The sequence below is a fragment of the Cellulosilyticum lentocellum DSM 5427 genome, from assembly GCF_000178835.2.
GTDB lineage: Bacteria > Bacillota > Clostridia > Lachnospirales > Cellulosilyticaceae > Cellulosilyticum > Cellulosilyticum lentocellum.
In genome coordinates, this window is record NC_015275.1 from 1,102,106 (window position 1) to 1,120,508 (window position 18,403).

At 34.9% G+C, this 18,403-nt stretch carries 35 protein-coding genes; all 35 read left to right on the forward strand.

The annotated features are described in order from the left end of the window. Positions 1-2: 2 nt before the first annotated feature. A complete protein-coding gene (locus CLOLE_RS04850) occupies positions 3-719 on the forward strand; it encodes an HNH endonuclease signature motif containing protein (protein WP_013655969.1) in 717 nt (238 codons plus the stop codon). 71 nt (positions 720-790) lie between these two features. Then, complete coding sequence (locus CLOLE_RS04855; RefSeq protein WP_041712911.1) at positions 791-1,075, forward strand: hypothetical protein; 285 nt, start codon at positions 791-793, stop codon at positions 1,073-1,075. 178 nt (positions 1,076-1,253) lie between these two features. After that, the gene (locus tag CLOLE_RS22845) at positions 1,254-1,430 is read left to right on the forward strand and encodes a hypothetical protein (protein ID WP_157864040.1); all 177 of its coding nucleotides are present in this window, start codon (positions 1,254-1,256) and stop codon (positions 1,428-1,430) included. Next, the gene (locus CLOLE_RS04860) at positions 1,420-1,698 is read left to right on the forward strand and encodes a hypothetical protein (protein ID WP_013655973.1); all 279 of its coding nucleotides are present in this window, start codon (positions 1,420-1,422) and stop codon (positions 1,696-1,698) included. Before CLOLE_RS22845 ends, CLOLE_RS04860 begins: the two co-directional genes overlap by 11 nt. Further along, positions 1,699-1,953, forward strand: a complete 255-nt coding sequence (locus CLOLE_RS22850; RefSeq protein WP_013655974.1) for a hypothetical protein — start codon at positions 1,699-1,701, stop codon at positions 1,951-1,953. A gap of 19 nt (positions 1,954-1,972) precedes the next feature. After that, the gene (locus tag CLOLE_RS04870; RefSeq protein WP_013655975.1) at positions 1,973-2,716 is read left to right on the forward strand and encodes a DUF444 family protein; all 744 of its coding nucleotides are present in this window, start codon (positions 1,973-1,975) and stop codon (positions 2,714-2,716) included. Positions 2,717-2,744: 28 nt separating this feature from the next. Then, positions 2,745-3,269, forward strand: a complete 525-nt coding sequence (locus CLOLE_RS04875) for an ERCC4 domain-containing protein (protein ID WP_013655976.1) — start codon at positions 2,745-2,747, stop codon at positions 3,267-3,269. Next, on the forward strand, positions 3,269-3,976 hold the full coding sequence (locus tag CLOLE_RS04880) for a hypothetical protein (protein ID WP_013655977.1): 708 nt from the start codon (positions 3,269-3,271) through the stop codon (positions 3,974-3,976). The genes CLOLE_RS04875 and CLOLE_RS04880 overlap by 1 nt, the downstream gene beginning before the upstream one ends. A gap of 2 nt (positions 3,977-3,978) precedes the next feature. Beyond that, complete coding sequence (locus CLOLE_RS04885; RefSeq protein ID WP_013655978.1) at positions 3,979-4,365, forward strand: single-stranded DNA-binding protein; 387 nt, start codon at positions 3,979-3,981, stop codon at positions 4,363-4,365. A gap of 9 nt (positions 4,366-4,374) precedes the next feature. Beyond that, positions 4,375-5,073: a hypothetical protein gene (locus CLOLE_RS04890; RefSeq protein ID WP_013655979.1), complete on the forward strand. Its 699-nt coding sequence runs from the start codon at positions 4,375-4,377 to the stop codon at positions 5,071-5,073. 8 nt (positions 5,074-5,081) lie between these two features. Continuing rightward, on the forward strand, positions 5,082-6,626 hold the full coding sequence (locus CLOLE_RS04895; protein ID WP_013655980.1) for an AAA family ATPase: 1,545 nt from the start codon (positions 5,082-5,084) through the stop codon (positions 6,624-6,626). 10 nt (positions 6,627-6,636) lie between these two features. Then, a complete protein-coding gene (locus CLOLE_RS04900) occupies positions 6,637-6,855 on the forward strand; it encodes a hypothetical protein (protein WP_013655981.1) in 219 nt (72 codons plus the stop codon). Beyond that, on the forward strand, positions 6,836-7,312 hold the full coding sequence (locus CLOLE_RS04905) for a hypothetical protein (RefSeq protein WP_013655982.1): 477 nt from the start codon (positions 6,836-6,838) through the stop codon (positions 7,310-7,312). The genes CLOLE_RS04900 and CLOLE_RS04905 overlap by 20 nt, the downstream gene beginning before the upstream one ends. A 38-nt stretch (positions 7,313-7,350) precedes the next feature. Further along, entirely contained in the window at positions 7,351-7,803 is a 453-nt protein-coding gene (locus CLOLE_RS04910; RefSeq protein ID WP_013655983.1) for a hypothetical protein, read from the forward strand. Between the two features lie 28 nt (positions 7,804-7,831). After that, entirely contained in the window at positions 7,832-7,990 is a 159-nt protein-coding gene (locus CLOLE_RS22855; protein ID WP_013655984.1) for a hypothetical protein, read from the forward strand. A gap of 26 nt (positions 7,991-8,016) precedes the next feature. Further along, complete coding sequence (locus CLOLE_RS04915) at positions 8,017-8,214, forward strand: hypothetical protein (RefSeq protein WP_013655985.1); 198 nt, start codon at positions 8,017-8,019, stop codon at positions 8,212-8,214. Positions 8,215-8,239: 25 nt separating this feature from the next. After that, entirely contained in the window at positions 8,240-8,455 is a 216-nt protein-coding gene (locus CLOLE_RS04920) for a hypothetical protein (protein ID WP_013655986.1), read from the forward strand. A 20-nt stretch (positions 8,456-8,475) separates the two neighbouring features. Further along, positions 8,476-8,652 carry a hypothetical protein gene (locus tag CLOLE_RS22860; RefSeq protein ID WP_013655987.1) on the forward strand — a complete coding sequence of 59 codons (177 nt, stop codon included), beginning with the start codon at positions 8,476-8,478 and terminating at the stop codon, positions 8,650-8,652. Positions 8,653-8,751: 99 nt separating this feature from the next. Next, positions 8,752-9,366, forward strand: a complete 615-nt coding sequence (locus CLOLE_RS21665) for a DNA cytosine methyltransferase (RefSeq protein ID WP_013655988.1) — start codon at positions 8,752-8,754, stop codon at positions 9,364-9,366. An 81-nt stretch (positions 9,367-9,447) separates the two neighbouring features. Next, the gene (locus tag CLOLE_RS04930) at positions 9,448-9,795 is read left to right on the forward strand and encodes a hypothetical protein (protein WP_013655989.1); all 348 of its coding nucleotides are present in this window, start codon (positions 9,448-9,450) and stop codon (positions 9,793-9,795) included. Between the two features lie 145 nt (positions 9,796-9,940). Next, positions 9,941-10,102 carry a hypothetical protein gene (locus CLOLE_RS04935; RefSeq protein WP_162145067.1) on the forward strand — a complete coding sequence of 54 codons (162 nt, stop codon included), beginning with the start codon at positions 9,941-9,943 and terminating at the stop codon, positions 10,100-10,102. Positions 10,103-10,129: 27 nt separating this feature from the next. Continuing rightward, entirely contained in the window at positions 10,130-10,357 is a 228-nt protein-coding gene (locus tag CLOLE_RS04940) for a hypothetical protein (RefSeq protein ID WP_013655991.1), read from the forward strand. 33 nt (positions 10,358-10,390) lie between these two features. Continuing rightward, the gene (locus CLOLE_RS22865; RefSeq protein WP_013655992.1) at positions 10,391-10,564 is read left to right on the forward strand and encodes a hypothetical protein; all 174 of its coding nucleotides are present in this window, start codon (positions 10,391-10,393) and stop codon (positions 10,562-10,564) included. A gap of 30 nt (positions 10,565-10,594) precedes the next feature. Then, the gene (locus tag CLOLE_RS22870) at positions 10,595-10,765 is read left to right on the forward strand and encodes a hypothetical protein (protein ID WP_013655843.1); all 171 of its coding nucleotides are present in this window, start codon (positions 10,595-10,597) and stop codon (positions 10,763-10,765) included. A 24-nt stretch (positions 10,766-10,789) separates the two neighbouring features. Then, positions 10,790-11,020, forward strand: coding sequence for a hypothetical protein (locus CLOLE_RS04945; protein ID WP_013655993.1), 231 nt, complete (start codon positions 10,790-10,792; stop codon positions 11,018-11,020). Between the two features lie 50 nt (positions 11,021-11,070). Then, the gene (locus CLOLE_RS04950) at positions 11,071-11,712 is read left to right on the forward strand and encodes a radical SAM family protein (protein ID WP_013655994.1); all 642 of its coding nucleotides are present in this window, start codon (positions 11,071-11,073) and stop codon (positions 11,710-11,712) included. A gap of 28 nt (positions 11,713-11,740) precedes the next feature. Continuing rightward, positions 11,741-11,968 (forward strand): hypothetical protein, encoded by a 228-nt coding sequence (locus CLOLE_RS04955; protein ID WP_013655995.1) that lies wholly within the window; start codon positions 11,741-11,743, stop codon positions 11,966-11,968. A gap of 432 nt (positions 11,969-12,400) precedes the next feature. Continuing rightward, positions 12,401-12,805: a DNA-directed RNA polymerase sigma-70 factor gene (locus CLOLE_RS04960; protein ID WP_013655996.1), complete on the forward strand. Its 405-nt coding sequence runs from the start codon at positions 12,401-12,403 to the stop codon at positions 12,803-12,805. A gap of 145 nt (positions 12,806-12,950) precedes the next feature. Then, entirely contained in the window at positions 12,951-13,370 is a 420-nt protein-coding gene (locus CLOLE_RS04965; protein ID WP_013655997.1) for a phBC6A51 family helix-turn-helix protein, read from the forward strand. 398 nt (positions 13,371-13,768) lie between these two features. Next, on the forward strand, positions 13,769-14,068 hold the full coding sequence (locus CLOLE_RS04970; protein ID WP_013655998.1) for a ribosomal-processing cysteine protease Prp: 300 nt from the start codon (positions 13,769-13,771) through the stop codon (positions 14,066-14,068). Beyond that, positions 14,059-15,297, forward strand: coding sequence for a PBSX family phage terminase large subunit (locus CLOLE_RS04975; protein WP_013655999.1), 1,239 nt, complete (start codon positions 14,059-14,061; stop codon positions 15,295-15,297). Before CLOLE_RS04970 ends, CLOLE_RS04975 begins: the two co-directional genes overlap by 10 nt. A 12-nt stretch (positions 15,298-15,309) precedes the next feature. Next, on the forward strand, positions 15,310-16,644 hold the full coding sequence (locus CLOLE_RS04980; RefSeq protein WP_013656000.1) for a phage portal protein: 1,335 nt from the start codon (positions 15,310-15,312) through the stop codon (positions 16,642-16,644). Continuing rightward, positions 16,634-17,422, forward strand: a complete 789-nt coding sequence (locus tag CLOLE_RS04985; protein WP_041712913.1) for a structural protein — start codon at positions 16,634-16,636, stop codon at positions 17,420-17,422. The genes CLOLE_RS04980 and CLOLE_RS04985 overlap by 11 nt, the downstream gene beginning before the upstream one ends. Then, positions 17,412-17,594 (forward strand): hypothetical protein, encoded by a 183-nt coding sequence (locus CLOLE_RS04990; protein ID WP_013656002.1) that lies wholly within the window; start codon positions 17,412-17,414, stop codon positions 17,592-17,594. The genes CLOLE_RS04985 and CLOLE_RS04990 overlap by 11 nt, the downstream gene beginning before the upstream one ends. Before the next feature lie 133 nt (positions 17,595-17,727). Then, positions 17,728-18,369 carry a DUF4355 domain-containing protein gene (locus tag CLOLE_RS21670; protein WP_013656003.1) on the forward strand — a complete coding sequence of 214 codons (642 nt, stop codon included), beginning with the start codon at positions 17,728-17,730 and terminating at the stop codon, positions 18,367-18,369. Positions 18,370-18,403 lie beyond the last annotated feature (34 nt).

An 18,403-nucleotide genomic window follows, 5' to 3' on the forward strand; every position in this document is an offset into this window, starting at 1 on the left:
TCATGACTAAGAAAGTATGGTTATTTGATCCGTTTACAGCTGAAAGAAAGCTTACTGATTTGAATACTGTAGCCGGAATTACTGGCAGAACAATAAATTCCGTGAGAGGTTCCATAGGATGCAAGCTTAAGATTTTAAACTGTTACTTATTAGAATTAGATACACCACTAAGCGCGTTTAGAGAGTTATTAGCAAAACAGATTATACCTGATGAAGTTTGGAGAGATATCCCCAACAGTTTGTGGCAGGTGAGTAGCTATGGCAGATATAGATCGTATCTAAGATGTCAGCCCGATAGATGTGTTTATAGACTACCTTTCTATGGAACAAAAAGCACAAGTCAGACTATGGCAATTAAGATTAATGGAAAAAGGCAAGAATTTAGAGCTCAAGAATGGGTATATAAGCTATTTGTTGGAGAAGTTCCTAAAGGACATGTTATTTATCATAAAGATGGCAACAAAGCAAATAATAGGGTTGAAAATCTAGGTGTCATAAAAAGAAGTAAGCTTATGCAAATACAGTGTACTCCGGTAAGAGCAGTAGAAGTTCAACAGATAGACTTAGATACTGGAGAAATACTTGCAGAGTATAGCACATTAAGGAAAGCAGCCAAGGCCAATTATACAGATACAAAAACTTTAAGAGATGCAGCCAAGAAGGAAAGGCCTGCGATAGGCTTCATGTGGAAAATAGACCAAGAAAAAAGCATTATTTAAGCGCCAACTTAAATAATGCCAATAAGAAATAATTATCGTATTTATTATACCACAGAAAGGTTGGTATGCAAATGAGAGATGTAAGAAATTTAATAGTAGAGTTAACAAATAGTGAAAAAGACTTCTTGATTTATATATTGGACAAGCTTATCAAGGCTAAAGGCTACAAGCTGATAGTGCTTCGAGACCAGCTCGTAAAGCTAGGCTATGCTGACAAGACGATTAGAAACGTAATAAGGCTACTTGCTGTAGCAGAAATAATAAAACATCACTCTACTGGCAGAAAGCAAGAGCTTATAAGTGTGTGTGGGATAGCTAGTTTCTACAATTTAATCAAAGAGTTAGGGGTGAGGTAGATGTCTGATGATCCATGCAGATGGTGTAGCGACTACCCTTACTGGTGCAGAGGTAGATGCAAAGAGAAAGACATGTACATAAAGGAAGTAGACGAAGATGTGCCAGTAGTGACAGCAACTAGAAAAGTACGAGTAATTATAGACATAAATAAGAATGGAATAAGAAGGGAGAATACATATGCCTACAATAGACGAGAAAGCAAGCGTAACAAACGAAGCGGAAAAGCAAGAAGTGTTTAATATGTTTGTGGCTAACATGGTTAATGTGGATATTTGCAAAGCTACAGGATTAACTTACAACCAAGTTATGGACTATAGAATCCGCTATGAAAAGAGGTGCCATGGTGAAGCTTAGTACACAGCTAGAGATATATAGGAATCAAAATGCTATTAAAATGCTAAAAGCAAAGAATAGACAACTTAAACGAGTAGGCAACAAGCACATAATTGTTCATTTAGAGGTGCCTAGAGAACTGGATTATCAAGCTAACTATATGGGGCAGTGTGATTGTGGGTGCCACAAGGACTTATACAAAGGAATGAGCGTTATAATGCATGGCAATAAGATGATACACATTGATTGCTTAGAAGTTTATTTAAAGCGTAATTTGGTGGTGTTATAGATGGGGAAAGTAATCGAAACGCTATGCCTAAATGGGCCTAACCAAGGCATACATAAAGTTGAATTAGATTACACGCAAGAGCAAGAGGATGAAGCTAAGACTAAGTTAGAGGTTAATTATGAAGGGACTATATATGCAGGTTGGTGCCGAGATTGTACTACATTGGTACCAAAGGGAAGCGAAGCCTACACAAAGAATGTAGATGGATTAGGCAGGTTGCAAGTAGATGTGTTTCATAAGCATTGTTTGTATTGAGAGAAAAGGAGAAGATGTTATGAATAAATCAAAAGTAGTGTTGATTAATATTATGGATGTAAGTGGAAGTGTAGGGCAGACAAAAAAGAATATGGCTAAATTGTATATGGATACATACAAGGGATTTTTAAGTGGTAATTATGAAACTGTGGAATCAAGATTTGTAGCTCATACAACGGTAGCTAAAGAGGTGAGTGAAAATGACCTTTTCTATAGAGGGGAAAGTGGTGGAACGTACATCAGTAGTGGTTATGAAAAAGCTTTAGAAATTGTAAAAGAATATGATACTGATAATTATGATATTCAAGTGTTGCAGTTCTCAGATGGTGATAACTGGGGAGAAAATAATGATGAATCAGTAAAATTGTTAAATGAGTTATGTCAAAACACTGGGTTAGTACAATATCTTGAAATAAGAAAGAGTACATACACGTCTACGATCATGAGTAGATACCAGGAAATTAGTAAAGATAATTTGTATTTAGGAAAGATAAGCCGTTTAGATGATGTATTTGATAGGTTAAAAGAAACAACTAAACTGGAATCAAAAATGGTAAAACAGGAATGGTCTAAATGGAGTGACTGTTACACCGACTTCCAATATAGGGAAAAAGGAAAACTTATCGAATGTAAATTCAACGATGGAATACATACTTTTGCTAAATGCTTACCAGAAGATGAATTTAATTTACAAACTGGACTTGAAATCTGTAGTAAAAAGTATCAGCTTAAAAAACTGGAAAAAGAGCTCAGGCAGTTTTAGTTAAGTATACAAATTAAGGGGTGACAACTTGTACAGATATACAGACAAGGAAATTACAGAAATAATCAAGTCTGCCAAGGTTGTGGTAGATACTAGAGAGCAGAAATGCGATCACATACTGAAATACTTTGACAGCAAGAAGATACCATATGTAAGAGAAAAGCTAGAATACGGTGATTTTACGCTTAAGGTAGAAGCTCCTAGCGTAGCACGTGACTTTTACTTTGGTGACATATTAACTATAGAGCGCAAGGCTAATCTAAACGAATTAAGCGGGAATTTAGCGCATGAGCGTGAACGCATGATTAAAGAGTTTAGCAGAGTACGAGGACAGCTAATATTGCTGATTGAGAACGCTACATATGATGACATAGTTAATCATAACTACACAACACAGTATAAGCCTAAAAGCTTTATAGCTACTCTTAAGACATTTGAGAATAGGTTTGGGTTTAGTACCCACTATCAAAAAGACAGCAAGTATACAGGACATTACATATATCAGACATTGATTTATGCTTTAAGGAACAAATTGAAAGAGGGGGCGTTTTAGTGAATATTAGGTTATTAAAAGCAAGTGAAATAGAGTGTAGAGTGCAACAAGTTAAAGAAACTGGATGCAGCTTATTACTTTATAAAGATGCTAGGTGCGACATGAAGATATTAGATGAAACATTTGGGTGCTTAAATTGGCAAAGGAGCCATGATCTAATAAATGGGAATCTGTTTTGCACAGTATCGGTTTTTAATGAGGATATAGAACAATGGGTTTGTAAGCAAGACGTAGGAACAGAAAGCAATACAGAGAAAGAAAAAGGGCAAGCCAGTGACTCATTCAAGAGAGCTTGTTTTAATCTAGGCATTGGTAGAGAGCTTTATACAGCCCCTTTTATATGGATTAAATTAGACTCTAGTGAATTACAAAATAGAAATGGGAAGTATAGCACCAATGTGAAATTTAATGTTGCTGAAATAGGCTACAACGATGACAGAGAGATAGTAAGGCTTGTAATAACAGACAACAAAGGGAAGGAAAGATACACACTAGGTCACTCTAAACCACAAAACCATGAAATAGTGTTAACAGATGATCAAGTTAAAGAGCTTTATAAGGTGGCTGGAGATAAGCAGGTTAGTAGTTTGGTAGTGGATAAGCAGGTACAGAAGAAATTCGGGTGCAAGGTGCAGGAATTAACCTTAGCTCAATATAAATTTATGTTAGATGGATATGAAAAATTAGAAGCGAAAGAGGGTAAATAGATATGAACAATGTTGTTTTAAAAGGTAGACTTACAAAAGATGTAGAACTTAGATATACACAAGCTTCAGAGCCTAAGGCTTATTGTATGTTTGGACTAGCTGTGAACCGTATGAAGCAAGGTGAATGTGACTTTATTAACTGCAAAGCATGGGGCAAGACAGCAGAGTTTATTGGCCAGTACTTCAAAAAAGGTCAAGAAATACTTTTACAGGGGCGCATTGAAGTTAGTACACAAGACACAGATGGAGTAAAGAAAACTTTTACTAATGTAGTAGCTGAAAGAGTGGAGTTTTGTGGTAGCAAAGGAGATAATCAAGCATCTAATACAGATGGCTCAGCAGGCTTTACACCTACTAACTTTGACGAGGACGACGACTTACCATTCTAGGAGGTAACTATGGAGGGATGGGTAAGATTACACAGAAAACTTCTTTCCAGTAGCGTTTTTGAAAATGAGAAGCTTTTAAAAGTGTTTATATGGTGCTTATTAAAGGCTTCTCATAAGGAGCGCGATCAAGTTGTAGGGCTTAATGCTATAGAGCTTACACCTGGGCAATTTATTACTGGAAGAAAGAAAGCGGCAAGCGAATTAGGACTAAAAGAAAGTACTACAGATAACTACTTAAAGGCACTAGAAAAACTAAACATAATATCAATGAAAATGAACAGCAAATATAGGGTTGTAACCATTGAAAATTGGGAGCTATATCAATCAAAAGATGAAGATATTGACAGCAAAGTAACAGCAGATGAACAGCAGATTGACAACAAAGTGACAGCAAATAAACAGCAAGCTGACACAAACAAGAATGTAAAGAATGTAAAAAAAGAAAAGAATAATAATATATGTCGTTTCACTCCACCCACTCTTGAAGAAGTACAACTTTATTGTGAAGAGAGAAGCAACGGAATAGATCCTCAAAGATTTATTGATTTCTATTCTTCTAAGGGATGGAAAGTTGGTAACACAAAAATGAAGGATTGGAAAGCAGCTATTAGAACTTGGGAAAACAGAAATAAGAAATCAGAACCTGTTGTATCTAATAACGCTGTTAACTTAGATCAAAACGGATATATGCCAATTGACGCAATGTAGGTGATTAGATGATTTTAGAAGATAAGCATATAGATAGTACCGTAGCTTGTGGTCTATATGGTTGTACGGATACAGGGCAAAAATTGCTTGTTAATTGCTATGATGATATGGATTTTGACAAAGGACTACGATATAGCAAGTCTATAGATTATCTTAGTAACAAAGCAAAGGTAGGTATAACGCACAACCCTTTGACATTTGAACGGCTTTCACCTTTCCCAATGGGAATACATAGGTGTAATGAAGATAGGAGTGTACTTTATATAACAACAAATGAGTGGGATTTATTAACCATAGCCCAAGTAAGACCACTTGAATACAACGTTATAGCTTTGATTGACAACTTAGATGAATATGTGTCTATAAGCAATGCATTTGATTTTATACACGAGTTTAACAGAGTGGTGTTAATTAATACATCCGACACTCAAAGATGGCTATACGAAGCAAATAAACGCATATGTAACGACAATGTAGAAGTTAAAACCATAAGTCTTAGCTACTTAAGAGACTGTAGGTCTGTAAATGAGTTTTTAGTCAAGTATGGTGAAGAAGCTACAAGTGATATGCTGGCAGCGTTAATGACTGATTTAGAAGATGTAAGTATACCTGGTGTAACTGATATATCGAGCGTGAAGTCAGAGGACAAGACTAAAATACGGAAGTATTTCACTCAAATAGACATGATAGATGGTAAAACAGGAGGCCTTGAAAGTGGTGGGTTATGGCTAATAACAGGACACACAGGAAATGGTAAAAGTGAATTTGCAATGCAGCTTAGTTTGAGTGTGGTACAGCAAGATGGAAAGGTGTTTTATTACGCTGGTGAAGAAACAAAGGAAAGGTTTTTAAGTAAGCTAGAGCTTAAGCTTGCAGACCAAAAAGACATAATTAAGACTCCAAGAAAACTGTATGGTGGAAGGTATTCAGCATTTGATTTTGATTACTCGGTTACATATGAAACAGATCATCAAATTAAGAAGTGGCTTAAAAACAAATACTTTATATTTGATGGTCAATTCAAAAAAAACAATCTAGTAGACAGCGTAATTGAAATGCTAGAGGGTATGCATAAAGAAAAAGGTGTAACAGTATTTTTCCTAGACAACCTTATGACTTTAACATGCGAAATAGAAACCCAAAAACTCAATTCCATACAAACAGAATTAACCAATGCTCTTGTACAGTTTTGTAAAAACTACAATGTTACAGTTGTATTAGTAGCACATCCTAACAAGTCTAGCGAACTAGACATACAGAATAAAGACGTATCAGGATCATTTAACGTAGTAAACCTAGCTAGTGTAGTAATTACAGTTAGAAGGGCAACAGCCGAGGAAATGCAAAAGGCAGAAGCTGGTGGACAACATATTTATAACAGTTATATTAGCTGTACAAAGGATAGACCTACAGGAGACACATTTAGAATCGGAGCTGATTTCGATACTGTTAATAAAATATTTATAGCAGGCGCTAGGCCACAATACACTTGGAAACCAGAGCAAGTGGAAAAGATTAAACAACTAATAAGACAGGAAAAATTTCCATTTTAAAGGTGATTAGATGCTAAAAGAAAGACAAATGTTTGATGATGCTTACAAGTGGTTAGAAGAAAATTATGATAACACCGACTTTGATAAATTATCACAAGAGCTGCCTAATATATGCAACAGATACAAGGGAAGCGGTTTATGGCAGAGTCTAGTTTATGCAGTCCTAGACCACTTAGAAGCTAAAGCAAAGTACGAAAGGAGTAAGCAACATGCCAATACGCAATCCTAATAGGGCAAGAGAGGGAATTGTTATAGCTAAGTACATAATCAAGAATAAATGCACTTTAAAAGTAGCAAATGAACAATGCTACCCTAACATATCCGCATATGCAGCACAAGAAAGGCTGTATTTAGTAAGCAGAGTTGATAAGAAACTATACGACACAGCTAAAGAAGCACAGAAGATAGCAGTTATTGCTGCGAGGTCTGATAAGAGTAAGCTAAAAGAAAAGCCATGTCCTGAGTTTAAAATAGAGCTGGACGAAGCAGTGCTTAAAAGCAAAGCAAGAATTGTGTGGATTAAGAATAACATTAAGGCAGGCAACATTGTTGATTACAGAATAAGCTATGACAATGTAGTTGAAATAGAAGTAACAAGGACATTTAGCAATTATTTTTATGGCAAAATTAAAGGCTGCCTAGAGGAATGTTATTACTATCAGCATGTAATTAAAGTGGTTAAGTAACTCAAAGTTGATTTTTATTATACGAGGAGGAATAGATAATGCCAAATTGGTGTGAGGGAACATTAAAAGTAAGAGGTAGTAAGGAAGATATTATCAATTTTCTAAAGAATGGTATTAAACCTATGGGACACTTTTCAGATTCAGAAGAAGCCGAGATTAAAGAAGAAGAGTATTTCATGATTGTAAAAACTGGCAAGAGTGGATTTTATCTTAATGACTCAAGGAGAGGGTTCATAGAAGAAGATGAAATATGGTTTGATTATGAGCAAGATGTATTGGCTCTTGAGTATAAGCAAGCATGGGGAATAGAAGCCCATGAACTTGCAAGCATATCTGAAAAATACAATGTAGATTTTAAGATTTATGGATATGAGAGAGGTATGGAATTTAATCAAGATATTGAAATACACAAAGGTACAATCATAAAAAATGAAGAAGTAAAGTTTAAAGATTACACATGGGAATGTACTAATCCCAATATTGGTGGTTAAAGCAAAATGTTGTTTAAGGAGTGAGAATATGGCAGTACCAAAGTGTAAGGAATGTAAATACATGTATGGACCTAAATGCCCTAACCGAACTTATAGGAGATGTGAGCATCCAGTAATTACATGCAGGTACATAAGAGGAAATGAGCATAGTACAAGTCCTAAGTGGTGTCCACTTAGAGATAAATAAAAGTGTTTTTTTAAAGGTGGGATAGCATGGAACTTAATAGAAGTGATCTAAGAGTTTACGTTGATAGAGAGAAGTATAGTGAAAAGTATCCTCGTAAACTTAGAGAAAGTATTGTAACTGTTATTCATCAACCAACAGGAGTGAAAGTTACTAAGAGGGGAATGAGCCAACCTAAGTTATTTGATGAAGCAGTAGAAGAAATTAAACAGTTAATACGTAAATAAAATAACTTTTTGAAAGGGTGAGAATATGGCTGATATAAATACAGTAACAATCTGGATACTTGACGGAGAAACGGAGCTTAAAGAGTGTGACTATGTAGAGATAGAAACAAAAAGTGGAGAAAAAGTAAAAGGTGAAGTTTACATTTTGTACGATGACAGCATTCACATTGAAAGTGAGCAGCTTGGTGACAGCATAACAATTGACAAAGATAATATCAAATCAATAATACGTACAAATTAATCTTTTAGTGAGGTGAGAGTATGAAAAGGTATTTTGATCTACAAGGACTACGACTTACAGCTGAGCTTGATATAGTGAATGGAAGTGATGCAGCTACAGCAGGTATAGATACATTCAAGAAGTATTTCAAGTGTGATGATGTAAGAGAGGTTGATAGAGTTGAGTACAAGAGACTAAGTAAAGAGTATCAAGGATAGAAGTAATGCAAATTGACTTTTGTTTAAGTAAAAAATAAAAAGAAAAGGAGTAAAGAGGTTTGTCCGGACAATAAACAGCTGTTTACTCCTGTGCTGAAAATGAAGAGAGATATAATTTTAAGCTTATTTGACTTAACAGGGAACTGGAGTAAACCTTACAGAGAAAATGGATTTGAGGTTATCCAAGTAGAGTTACAAATGGGTATAGACATACTTGATTGGAAGTATCATCTTATACCTAAAGAAAGAGTGTATGGTATTTTAGCAGCTTGTCCCTGTACAGACTTTTCATTAAGTGGTGCAAGGCATTTTGCTAGAAAGGATGCAGATGGGACTACAGCAAAAAGCATTGAATTAGTAAAGAAAACAATGGAGATAGTAGAATACTTTAAGCCTAAGTTTTGGGTTATAGAAAACCCAATGAGTAGGATACACAAACTTAACCCAGAGCTAGGAGAGGTTAAATTCAAATTCAATCCATGTGATTTTGCAGGATATTTAGAGGGCGAAGAACAAGATGAAAATAGATACAATAAAATGACATGGCTTTGGGGTGAGTTTAATACACCAGTAACTAAAAGAATTGAACCATTTTTTAAAGAATCTCCAATGTGGACAAGAACTAGTGCTACAGGCAAGAAATTTAGAAATGCAAACGACAGATCAGCTACTCCTATGGGGTTTGCCTGGGCATTTTATGAAGCAAATCATTAATATTAACAAAATGAATTTTGGGTAAGAACTTTGACAACTGAATATTGGTTAGTGGTATACTCTTCTAAAGGGGAGATGCGCATGTTTAATGAGATATGTATATATGAGGCAAAAATCGATAAACAAGAAGAAATTGAATTGCTGATGAAAGAAGTTGCAGACTTTTATACAAGCCAACAAGGTGTAATTGAGGTAAAATATATTAAAAGAACACATAGACAGAAAGATTTTAATGCAGTTAAAGAAGGAGAACTACCTATTAGGTTAACGAAGAATGTAGGCAAAGTAACTTATGTTTTATATTGGGTAGTTGAGAATGAAGAGGTGCATGCGAGAGTATCTAAGCTTGGATTAGAGCAATTTTACAAGAGATGGAACAGGTGCCTTACGACAATGCCCAAGATCATACTAGGAGAGAATATTGTATAAAGCGTTAAGTATCATATATAGTACAGTTATAATGGCAAAGTAAAAAACCACTAACTAATAAACAGTTGGTGGTTTTTTGTTTGAAAAAATAAGAATTTGAAAGGGTGATACGTAGATGATGGTTGTAGTTGATGTACTTTGCAGGATGGACGATGAAGATGCAGTTCGTATTGTAAATAGTAGTGGTATACACATATATTATGGTTCAGTAAAAGAATGTAAACGTGAATTTGATGAAACACATAGATTAGTAGTTGGGAGACTAAAACCAAAAGAAAATGTAATGCTGATAGAGACAATGATATAAAATCCAAAATTGTAAAGGAGAAAGAGTATGAATAAAGATAGATTAATAGTATGGATAGTAGAAGAAATTGTAGATGATATGGAAAATCAAGATGCAGCAAAAGAGTTATTGGAAAAAGACGAGGTTAACGATTTCTTAGATGATATTTCACAAAAGATAGGTGACGCACTTTCTGAAATTGAGAACATACAAGGAATAGATGTAATTGATGAATGTAAGGAAAAACTTAATGAAGTTATAAAAATGCTTTACTAATTAAAATCAGAGATTGTTAAAGGAGTTGATAATATGAAGGCTAAAGATTTAGCAGAAAAGTTGTTGGAGTACCAAGACTTTGATGTACAGTTTAATTTTACAGATGGGTTTTCAAAGTTCCCAAATGTTAGACATTTTAAAGTTACAGGGATTTCTGATATTGGGCATAGTGATAAAGTTTTAATTCTTGACGGTGTAGAAGATTAACAAATATAAGTTTTGGAAGGTGAAAAGATTATGGAGTCAATTAAATGTAGATGTGGTAGCACAAATATGGCAATGATGAAAAAGAAAGCATCAACTCAAACAGGTTTATATTGTAAAGACTGTGGTCAATGGCAAAAATGGTTAGGTAAAAAGGAAATTAATAAACTAATACTTAATGGAATTGAAATGAAAGAAGTGTAACAAATCTGATTTTGGGAGGTACACATGGAAGCATTTTTAAAGTTTTTCAATAGCATAGCTGATGATAACGGATTTAATTTAGAAGTGTATTATTCAAGCATTGTGGACTGGAGTATTAAAGTAGGATATAAATGCACTAATAAGAATCACGGAGAAACTGTTATTGATGTACAAGATTGCGATATGGAGTTTGCTTTTGCAAAAGCACAGGTTCAATTAAAAGAATGGATGATTAAAAATAAAGGTGGGTATTAAATACATGGGTGCTGGCTTAGGTTGGCACCTTCTACATAGGAGGAAATACATTGGATAAATACATGAGTATTATTACTAACTTTGGATGCCATGGAAAGTGTCCGTACTGCATAGTTAGAGAAAATGGCATAGATGTGCCAGAAACAACATTAGAAGGACTCGATTCTTTACTAACAAGATATGTAGAAAACGATTGTAATTTTATTTCTCTATCTGGTGGTGGTGATCCATTGCATGAATTTAGACAACACATGGACTATTACATGAAGTTATTTAAGCTTACAAGAGCGTTAGACATACCGCTAGAAATGCACACTAGTTACCTGGATGCTGGATTTGCCTTCCCAGTAGAAGAATTTAGTAGGGTTGTATATCATCTTAGAGATATAAATAAACTCAATAATGTTGATAAGTTCGGGATGGAGATTGTAAGAGTTGTTTTTGTAGTTACAGAAGAAATGACAGTTAAAGATATTGATTACATTCAAATGTTTGTAGAGGAATCAGATAAGATTAGTGAGTTGAGTTTTAGACAAATGGTCGGTCCAAACTTTGAAACTCAATACTGGTTACATGATTACCTTAAACAAGGACATGAAGAGGGGAAATGGCATTACATAGAGCAGAATGATTATAACTTATACTACGTGAATGGACAGGTGTACGAGAAGTTTTCGGATATACACAAGTAATCAAATTCGACTTTTAGGAGTGAAAAGTATGATAAACGAAGAAAACGTTATTTTCTTTAAAACAGGACAGAATGAAGAAATAATCAGAAAGGGTAATATTGTAGAAATAATTACACCTGTAGGACAAGATAATATTACTGGTAGGGTCACAAGTTTCAGTAATGGTCAAATTTATCTTGACTGTAGCGAGCTATATAATGCAGATTTGAAAGTTCTAAATTTTAACGAGGTTAGGAGCATTGAAGTTGTAAAATAATTAATTTATAACAGCTAGTGGTAAACAACTTGGGGAAGTTAAATATTACTAGTTAGGAGATTTAAAATGAGTAGAATATTTATTTATATTTACTTATAATTATTCATTTAAATAGCTACTAAAATGCTGTAAAAATGGTTAAAAAATAGAACAGGTTTTTGAACAACAAAACTGTTAGTTTTATAACAGCAAAAGTAACAGCAAAGCAGTGTGAAAAGTAACAAGCTTTACACTATGGCTATCATACAGTTTTAGGCTACTACATAACAGCAGAATGACAGCAAGTTAACAGCAATTATAACAACAAAGTAACAGCAAAACTACACAGAACTTGACAGAAAGTTGACACAAACAAGAATGTAAAGAATAAATAATAAAATAATATGTGCATTTCATGCACGCTTTTTATAAAAATTGTGAGGTGACTTATATTTGACTATTAAACAAAAATTGCAAAGATATGCAAACTTACTAGACCAAGCAAGAGAATTAGAATATAGAATAGCAGAAATAAAAGAGCACATGACTAGCGTAAGCAGTACTAACTTTGATAACATGCCTATATGCCATGGGAATAATGATAAGCTTACAGAAGCATTATGTAAGTTAAAAGACCTAAGAGATAAGTATATTGAATTATGGGGGAAAGTAGCCGAGGAGGAGTTAGAAGTAATAGACATGATTAGCAAGCTAGACTATCAAGAACAGAAGCTAATAAGATTGCATTACATTGATTGTAAGCCATTAGAAGAGATATCCTGTATACTAGGATATACATACAGGCATACATCTAGGATATACAAGAGAATCTATGAAAAGCTAGAAAAGATGTCCTAGCATGTCCTATGCATATATGCTAGTATTATATTATAAAGAATCTAGCAAGAGCTAGTGAAGATCTATTTAATAAATATCTAACTAAACAATAGAGGTACTCAATCGCAGAGTATCTCTTTTTTATTTCAAGAAAGGATGTGAGCAAATGGCAAGAGAATACAAGCGAGGTTATAAACAAGATAAGCCACGTAATGCAGACGGTACGTTTGCTTACTGTGAAGAGTTAGAGCAAAGACAAATAGACATGATCCATGAACTTATAAGCAACGGAGGACACAAGACTAAAGCATGTGAGACATTAGGTATTCCTAGAAGTACTTTGTACAAGTGGCTAGATAATGAGAAGTTTAAGAAAGCTTATCAAACAGCATGTGAAAGATTGTACGAGGAAGGATTGTCGGATGCTATTAAAACTACGTTAAAGCTGATGAAGTGTCAAGATAGCAGAACAGCATTAAAGGCTTGTGAGAACATTATGAAGCTAAATGGATACTTAGACACGAAAGTAGACGTAACGCAAAACCCTAGCGAAATTGTTATCACACTGGCGGACAGTAACGATTAGATGTTACGTAACTCTTCGCGATAGCTTTCTTTAGCGAATAGTAACATAAAGAATATGAAAGAGTGTAGCCTTTGATAGTCATTGGTTGCGCTCTTTTATTATGTTTAGCACACTATGAATTAGTTTTCGTTTTTATCGTTTTAATATAAAAGTAACACTGCTACTAAACAAAATAGCATATTGGCGAAGATGGTGTGTGCGTAGATGGGGTACACCACCCTTGACATATGACTGGGGCGGGCGAATAGTTGCTCAAAATATTTTTACACAAAAATAACCCTAGCTATCACGCTCGTACAAGTGCCTTAGTATTTACCCTAACATCTGAACATTGAACACTATAAAACGTCTATACGACGCTCACAATTAGCGAGAGACACGAAAGAAGGTGATACATTATGATAACAGCAATTATACGAGATGATGGCTTTAGAATATATGGCCATGCTTGTTATGCTCCTAGTGGCCAAGATGTGGTGTGTGCTGGGGTGAGTGCTTTAATTGGTGCAGCCTTGCAGATGCTTGATTGGATGATTAACGAGCAGGACAAAACTAAAGGATTAATAGATGTTACAGTGAGCAATAGTAATTATGGTGACAGGTTAGACGCTGTTATTTTAATGCTATATTACGGACTATTAAACATACAACAACAGTACTCGAACTATCTAAGCGTGGTGATTGACACATGGAATTAAAACTAGACCCACAAATATTCAATGATGCTTATTTGCCTTACTTGTTCGACTACTCTCACCGTTATGAGTGCTACTATGGTGGTGCCGGTTCCGGTAAGTCGCACTTTGTTTGGCAAAAGCTAGTTCTTAAAGCTCTTAAGAGTAAGAGAAAAATACTTGTAGTGAGAAAAGTAGGCAATACTCATAGAGATAGTACTTTTCAAATGTTAAAAGATACCCTTAGTTTTTTTAAGATTTACGATCAATGCAAAGTGAATAAAACAGATATGACTATAGAGCTGATGAACGGCTCTATTTTTATTTTCAAGGGTATGGATGATGACCAAAAAATAAAGTCTATTGCTAACATAACTGATATTTTCTATGAAGAGGTTACAGAGGGTGCACTTGATGAGGTATCTCAACTTGATTTACGTCTAAGAGCAAAAGTTGATAATTTACAAATGTACTTTGCCTTTAACCCTGTAAGTAAAGATAACTTTGTGTACAAGTACTTTCACAGAGATGACCCTGATACTACTCCGAGTAATATGTTCGTGCTTAAGACTACATTTAAGGACAATAAATTCTTACCACAGTCTTACATTGACTCATTAATGGCTATGAAAGATAGCAATCCAATCTATTACAAAATCTATGTAGAAGGTGACTTTGCTACACTTGATAAGCTTATATTTGCCTATGAGATTAAAGACTTTGATTGGCGTGAGAAGCTTAAAACTGGAATCGCTTGTTTTGGCATGGACTTTGGATATACTAATGACCCCGCTGCATTCAGTGCCTTTGTAGTAAATGAAGATCAGCGTGAGATATGGATATTTGATGAAATATACAAAAAGGGACTATTGAATAATCAATTAGCTGCTGAAATCATATATCATGGTTTTCAAAAAGAAGTTATTACAGCAGATTGTCAAGACCAACAAAGTATAGATGAACTTAGAACACAGTATGGTATAAGTCGAATTAAAAGAAGTTGGAAAGGTAAAGGGTCAGTACTTCAAGGTATACAGTACATTCAACAATTCAAGATATATGTGCTTCCTAGCTGTGAAAATCACATTATGGAGTTTAGCAATTACAGTTGGAAGAAGAATAAACAAACAGGTGAGTATACTAATGAACCGATTGATAAATTTAATCACTTAATGGACGCTATGAGATATGGTATTCAGAAGGTGAGAAAAGGTAAAGTTAAAACGCTTAATAAAGCAGTATTAGGATTGTAAAGGAGGTGACAAATGTTTACTTGTAGAGGTGAATTAACGCTAGATTTAATTAGAAAATATATAGAATTATTCAGGGCACAAGAATTACCACGCTTGAAAAAGCTAGAGCGCTACTATAAAGCCAAGAATGATACAATCATTAATCGTACATTCGAGGACGCTAGTAAGCCTAACAACAAATTAGCTCATGCTTATGCTGCTTATATCACAGATACACTATCGGCGTACATGGTAGGTAAGCCGGTATCTTATTCAGCGCAAGACGATATTCTAAATAGTGAAATTGCTAATATCATGAATTATAATGACTCCGCTGACAATGACCTATCCATCGCTGAAAGTCAAAGTATTTACGGTAGAGCCTATGAAGTCATGTATGTTGATGAAGATGGTCATACAAGGTTTAAATGCCTAAATACTTTAGAGAGTGTTCCGGTTTACGATGGCACTGTAGAGAATAACATGAAATACTTTATCCGCTACTGTGAGGAACAGGATCCAGTAACTTTTGTTACTACTGTTACAGCATGGGTATATGATGATGTTGGATGTAGTGAGTATAGAGGTTTAAGCGTAGGAGATTTAAAACTTATTGATACTGTAGAGAATGTATTTGGATATATTCAAATCAACGAATATATTAACAATAACTTTTACGAGGGTGACTTTGAAAAGGTTATTAGCTTAATAGACGCTTACGATTTGATGTGTAGTGATACGCTTAATGAGTTGGATTATTTTAGTGATGCTTATTTACTATTTGCTAACTGTGAGATTGATACAAATAGCGTTCAGGACATGAAGAATAATCGTATCATTCAAGCCACCAGTGGTGATAGTGGACAAGCAGCGGTTGTACAATGGCTTACTAAAAACGCTAATGATGTGCAATGTGAGAACACTAAGAAACGTACAGTTGATGAAATTCACAAGCTTAGTAAAGTTCCTAACCTGGACCCAAGTGCTTTTGTATCTCATACCACAGCTTCACACGTATTTTATAGTCTGCTTGCTACAGAGGATTTAGTAAGCAAGAAAGAGAAAAAATTTAAAAAAGGTCTACAGCAGAGGCTTGAAAAAATAGTACATTTGCTTAATGTTAAAGGCATTGATACAAATTATGATTATCGTGATATTGAGATTACATTTAACCGCAACATCCCACAAGGTTTAGAAAGTATAGCAGACCCAATTAGCAAGCTTAGAGACTTGATTAGTGATGAAACATTAATCAGCCTTATTCCTGGTATTACTAACCCTCTTGAAGAACTCAAAAAACGTGATGCTCAAAGAGAAAGAGAGCGAATAGACACATCTGGAATGTTAGGTGATGACCTTGAGAACTAATTATTGGGAAGAAAGATTAATAGGTAATCAGTACCGCAAAGGTACAAAGCGTATGGATAAGGAAATACTTAAGATTTACAAATCAACTACTAAAGAATTACAAGCCTTAGTGAATGACTTGTGGCTTAAGATGTTGCAGAATGGCTCGGTTAGCCAATGGCAGCTTTACCAATACGGTAGATACATTGTATTACAAGATCAAATAAATAAAATACTTACAGGTTTAGGACAGCAAGAAATAAGCATAATAAACTCACAACTACAAGCTTTATATGAAACCACTTTCACGGAATCCGCTCGTTATCTCGGCGGTGAAGGCTTAAGTGGTTCTTTTAGTTTGCTAAATCCTCAAACAGCCTATGAAGTGGCTAATGCTAACTTTAAAGGTGCTGCATTTAGTGACCGTGTTTGGAAAAGGCAAGACTTACTTAAAGAACAGCTTACAAGGGTTATTACTAATAGTGCTGTGCTAGGTAAGGACTGGAAAAGTGTAAGTCGTGACTTGGCTAGCAGATTAGAAGTAGGCTTAAGTGATAGTAGGCGGTTAGTAAGAACCGAGACTATGCGTGTGCTTAATAGTGCAGCAATAAACAAAGCAATAGAACGAGGATATGAATACTACAGGGTGCTACTTGAAGTTGATGCTTGTGACGAGTGTTATAGCGAGTACGAGGGTAAGCTTTTTAGCTTAAAAGGTGGAAGTCCACCACCTCTACATCCACACTGTCGCTGTTGCATAATTGTTGAAATGAATGAGGGTGAAAGAGTTGACGATTAGAATTTATTTTAAAGGTAAGTGTGTTGAGGTTGTTACTGATTATGATTTTAAAGAATATGTGTCGAATATTTATGAAGAAGAAGCAGATAACGAGTACTTGATTGCCAAAAAAGTAGATGGAAAAGAAATTGCTATCAGGTTAAGAGATATTGATTATGTAGAACAAATTTAAGCACTAGCGATTATATGAGTGAATGAGCTGTTACTAGGAGGTGGCAGAGAGTAGCTTGCTAGTGCTTTTTATATTGTCCACCATGACGCTATAAACTGAGGAATAAGTCGAAAGACGTTAAATTGGAGGAATTATGAAATTAAGAAATAGATACTTTAATACTTTTAGGACTGTAACACAGGCTGCATGGTTTAACTTACAATTTTTTGCGGGTGAAGATGATAACAATAATGAGGATGACAAACCAGCCGAAGATAAGACTCTAACACAAGATCAAGTTAATGACATTATTGCTAAGAGATTAGCTAAGGAAAAAGCTAAGTGGGAAAAAGACTATAATGCTAAACTAGAAGCTGAAAAAGCAGAAGCTGCTAGACTAGCTAATTTGGATGCTACACAAAGAGCAGAAGAAGAAGCTAAGAAAAGAATAGCAGCACTTGAAGAAAGAGAAGCTAAACTAAAACAAGCCGAGGACAAGTTAGAATGTGAGAATGTGCTTAAAGAGAGAGGTTTATCAACTTCTTTTGCGAACTTCTTACTTGGCGCTGATGCTGAGGTAACTTTAGCTAACATTAACAGCTTTGAAACAGCCTTTAAAGATGCTGTAAAAGCAGAAGTAGAAACAAGAATAAAAGGCAAGACACCACCTGCCGGAGGTGGAGATAATAAAGATGATGTTGTATCTAAAGAGGATTTTAAAAAGCTTCCACTTTTCGAACAAAACAAGCTTTATTTATCTAATCCGGAACTATACAAAACCTATTATGGCGCTTAAGAGGGCGCTTATTTTTATGCCAATAAGGAGGGCG

Bases quoted from the DNA above. Each gene is read 5' to 3' on its own strand.
- CLOLE_RS04850 (WP_013655969.1), top strand. From the start codon at position 3: ATGACTAAGAAAGTATGGTTATTTGATCCGTTTACAGCTGAAAGAAAG.
- CLOLE_RS04855 (WP_041712911.1), top strand. From the start codon at position 791: ATGAGAGATGTAAGAAATTTAATAGTAGAGTTAACAAATAGTGAAAAA.
- CLOLE_RS22845 (WP_157864040.1), top strand. From the start codon at position 1,254: ATGCCTACAATAGACGAGAAAGCAAGCGTAACAAACGAAGCGGAAAAG.
- CLOLE_RS22850 (WP_013655974.1), top strand. From the start codon at position 1,699: ATGGGGAAAGTAATCGAAACGCTATGCCTAAATGGGCCTAACCAAGGC.
- CLOLE_RS04870 (WP_013655975.1), top strand. From the start codon at position 1,973: ATGAATAAATCAAAAGTAGTGTTGATTAATATTATGGATGTAAGTGGA.
- CLOLE_RS04885 (WP_013655978.1), top strand. From the start codon at position 3,979: ATGAACAATGTTGTTTTAAAAGGTAGACTTACAAAAGATGTAGAACTT.
- CLOLE_RS04890 (WP_013655979.1), top strand. From the start codon at position 4,375: ATGGAGGGATGGGTAAGATTACACAGAAAACTTCTTTCCAGTAGCGTT.
- CLOLE_RS04895 (WP_013655980.1), top strand. From the start codon at position 5,082: ATGATTTTAGAAGATAAGCATATAGATAGTACCGTAGCTTGTGGTCTA.
- CLOLE_RS04900 (WP_013655981.1), top strand. From the start codon at position 6,637: ATGCTAAAAGAAAGACAAATGTTTGATGATGCTTACAAGTGGTTAGAA.
- CLOLE_RS04905 (WP_013655982.1), top strand. From the start codon at position 6,836: ATGCCAATACGCAATCCTAATAGGGCAAGAGAGGGAATTGTTATAGCT.
- CLOLE_RS04910 (WP_013655983.1), top strand. From the start codon at position 7,351: ATGCCAAATTGGTGTGAGGGAACATTAAAAGTAAGAGGTAGTAAGGAA.
- CLOLE_RS22855 (WP_013655984.1), top strand. From the start codon at position 7,832: ATGGCAGTACCAAAGTGTAAGGAATGTAAATACATGTATGGACCTAAA.
- CLOLE_RS04915 (WP_013655985.1), top strand. From the start codon at position 8,017: ATGGAACTTAATAGAAGTGATCTAAGAGTTTACGTTGATAGAGAGAAG.
- CLOLE_RS04920 (WP_013655986.1), top strand. From the start codon at position 8,240: ATGGCTGATATAAATACAGTAACAATCTGGATACTTGACGGAGAAACG.
- CLOLE_RS22860 (WP_013655987.1), top strand. From the start codon at position 8,476: ATGAAAAGGTATTTTGATCTACAAGGACTACGACTTACAGCTGAGCTT.
- CLOLE_RS21665 (WP_013655988.1), top strand. From the start codon at position 8,752: ATGAAGAGAGATATAATTTTAAGCTTATTTGACTTAACAGGGAACTGG.
- CLOLE_RS04930 (WP_013655989.1), top strand. From the start codon at position 9,448: ATGTTTAATGAGATATGTATATATGAGGCAAAAATCGATAAACAAGAA.
- CLOLE_RS04935 (WP_162145067.1), top strand. From the start codon at position 9,941: ATGGACGATGAAGATGCAGTTCGTATTGTAAATAGTAGTGGTATACAC.
- CLOLE_RS04940 (WP_013655991.1), top strand. From the start codon at position 10,130: ATGAATAAAGATAGATTAATAGTATGGATAGTAGAAGAAATTGTAGAT.
- CLOLE_RS22865 (WP_013655992.1), top strand. From the start codon at position 10,391: ATGAAGGCTAAAGATTTAGCAGAAAAGTTGTTGGAGTACCAAGACTTT.
- CLOLE_RS22870 (WP_013655843.1), top strand. From the start codon at position 10,595: ATGGAGTCAATTAAATGTAGATGTGGTAGCACAAATATGGCAATGATG.
- CLOLE_RS04945 (WP_013655993.1), top strand. From the start codon at position 10,790: ATGGAAGCATTTTTAAAGTTTTTCAATAGCATAGCTGATGATAACGGA.
- CLOLE_RS04955 (WP_013655995.1), top strand. From the start codon at position 11,741: ATGATAAACGAAGAAAACGTTATTTTCTTTAAAACAGGACAGAATGAA.
- CLOLE_RS04965 (WP_013655997.1), top strand. From the start codon at position 12,951: ATGGCAAGAGAATACAAGCGAGGTTATAAACAAGATAAGCCACGTAAT.
- CLOLE_RS04970 (WP_013655998.1), top strand. From the start codon at position 13,769: ATGATAACAGCAATTATACGAGATGATGGCTTTAGAATATATGGCCAT.
- CLOLE_RS04975 (WP_013655999.1), top strand. From the start codon at position 14,059: ATGGAATTAAAACTAGACCCACAAATATTCAATGATGCTTATTTGCCT.
- CLOLE_RS04980 (WP_013656000.1), top strand. From the start codon at position 15,310: ATGTTTACTTGTAGAGGTGAATTAACGCTAGATTTAATTAGAAAATAT.
- CLOLE_RS21670 (WP_013656003.1), top strand. From the start codon at position 17,728: ATGAAATTAAGAAATAGATACTTTAATACTTTTAGGACTGTAACACAG.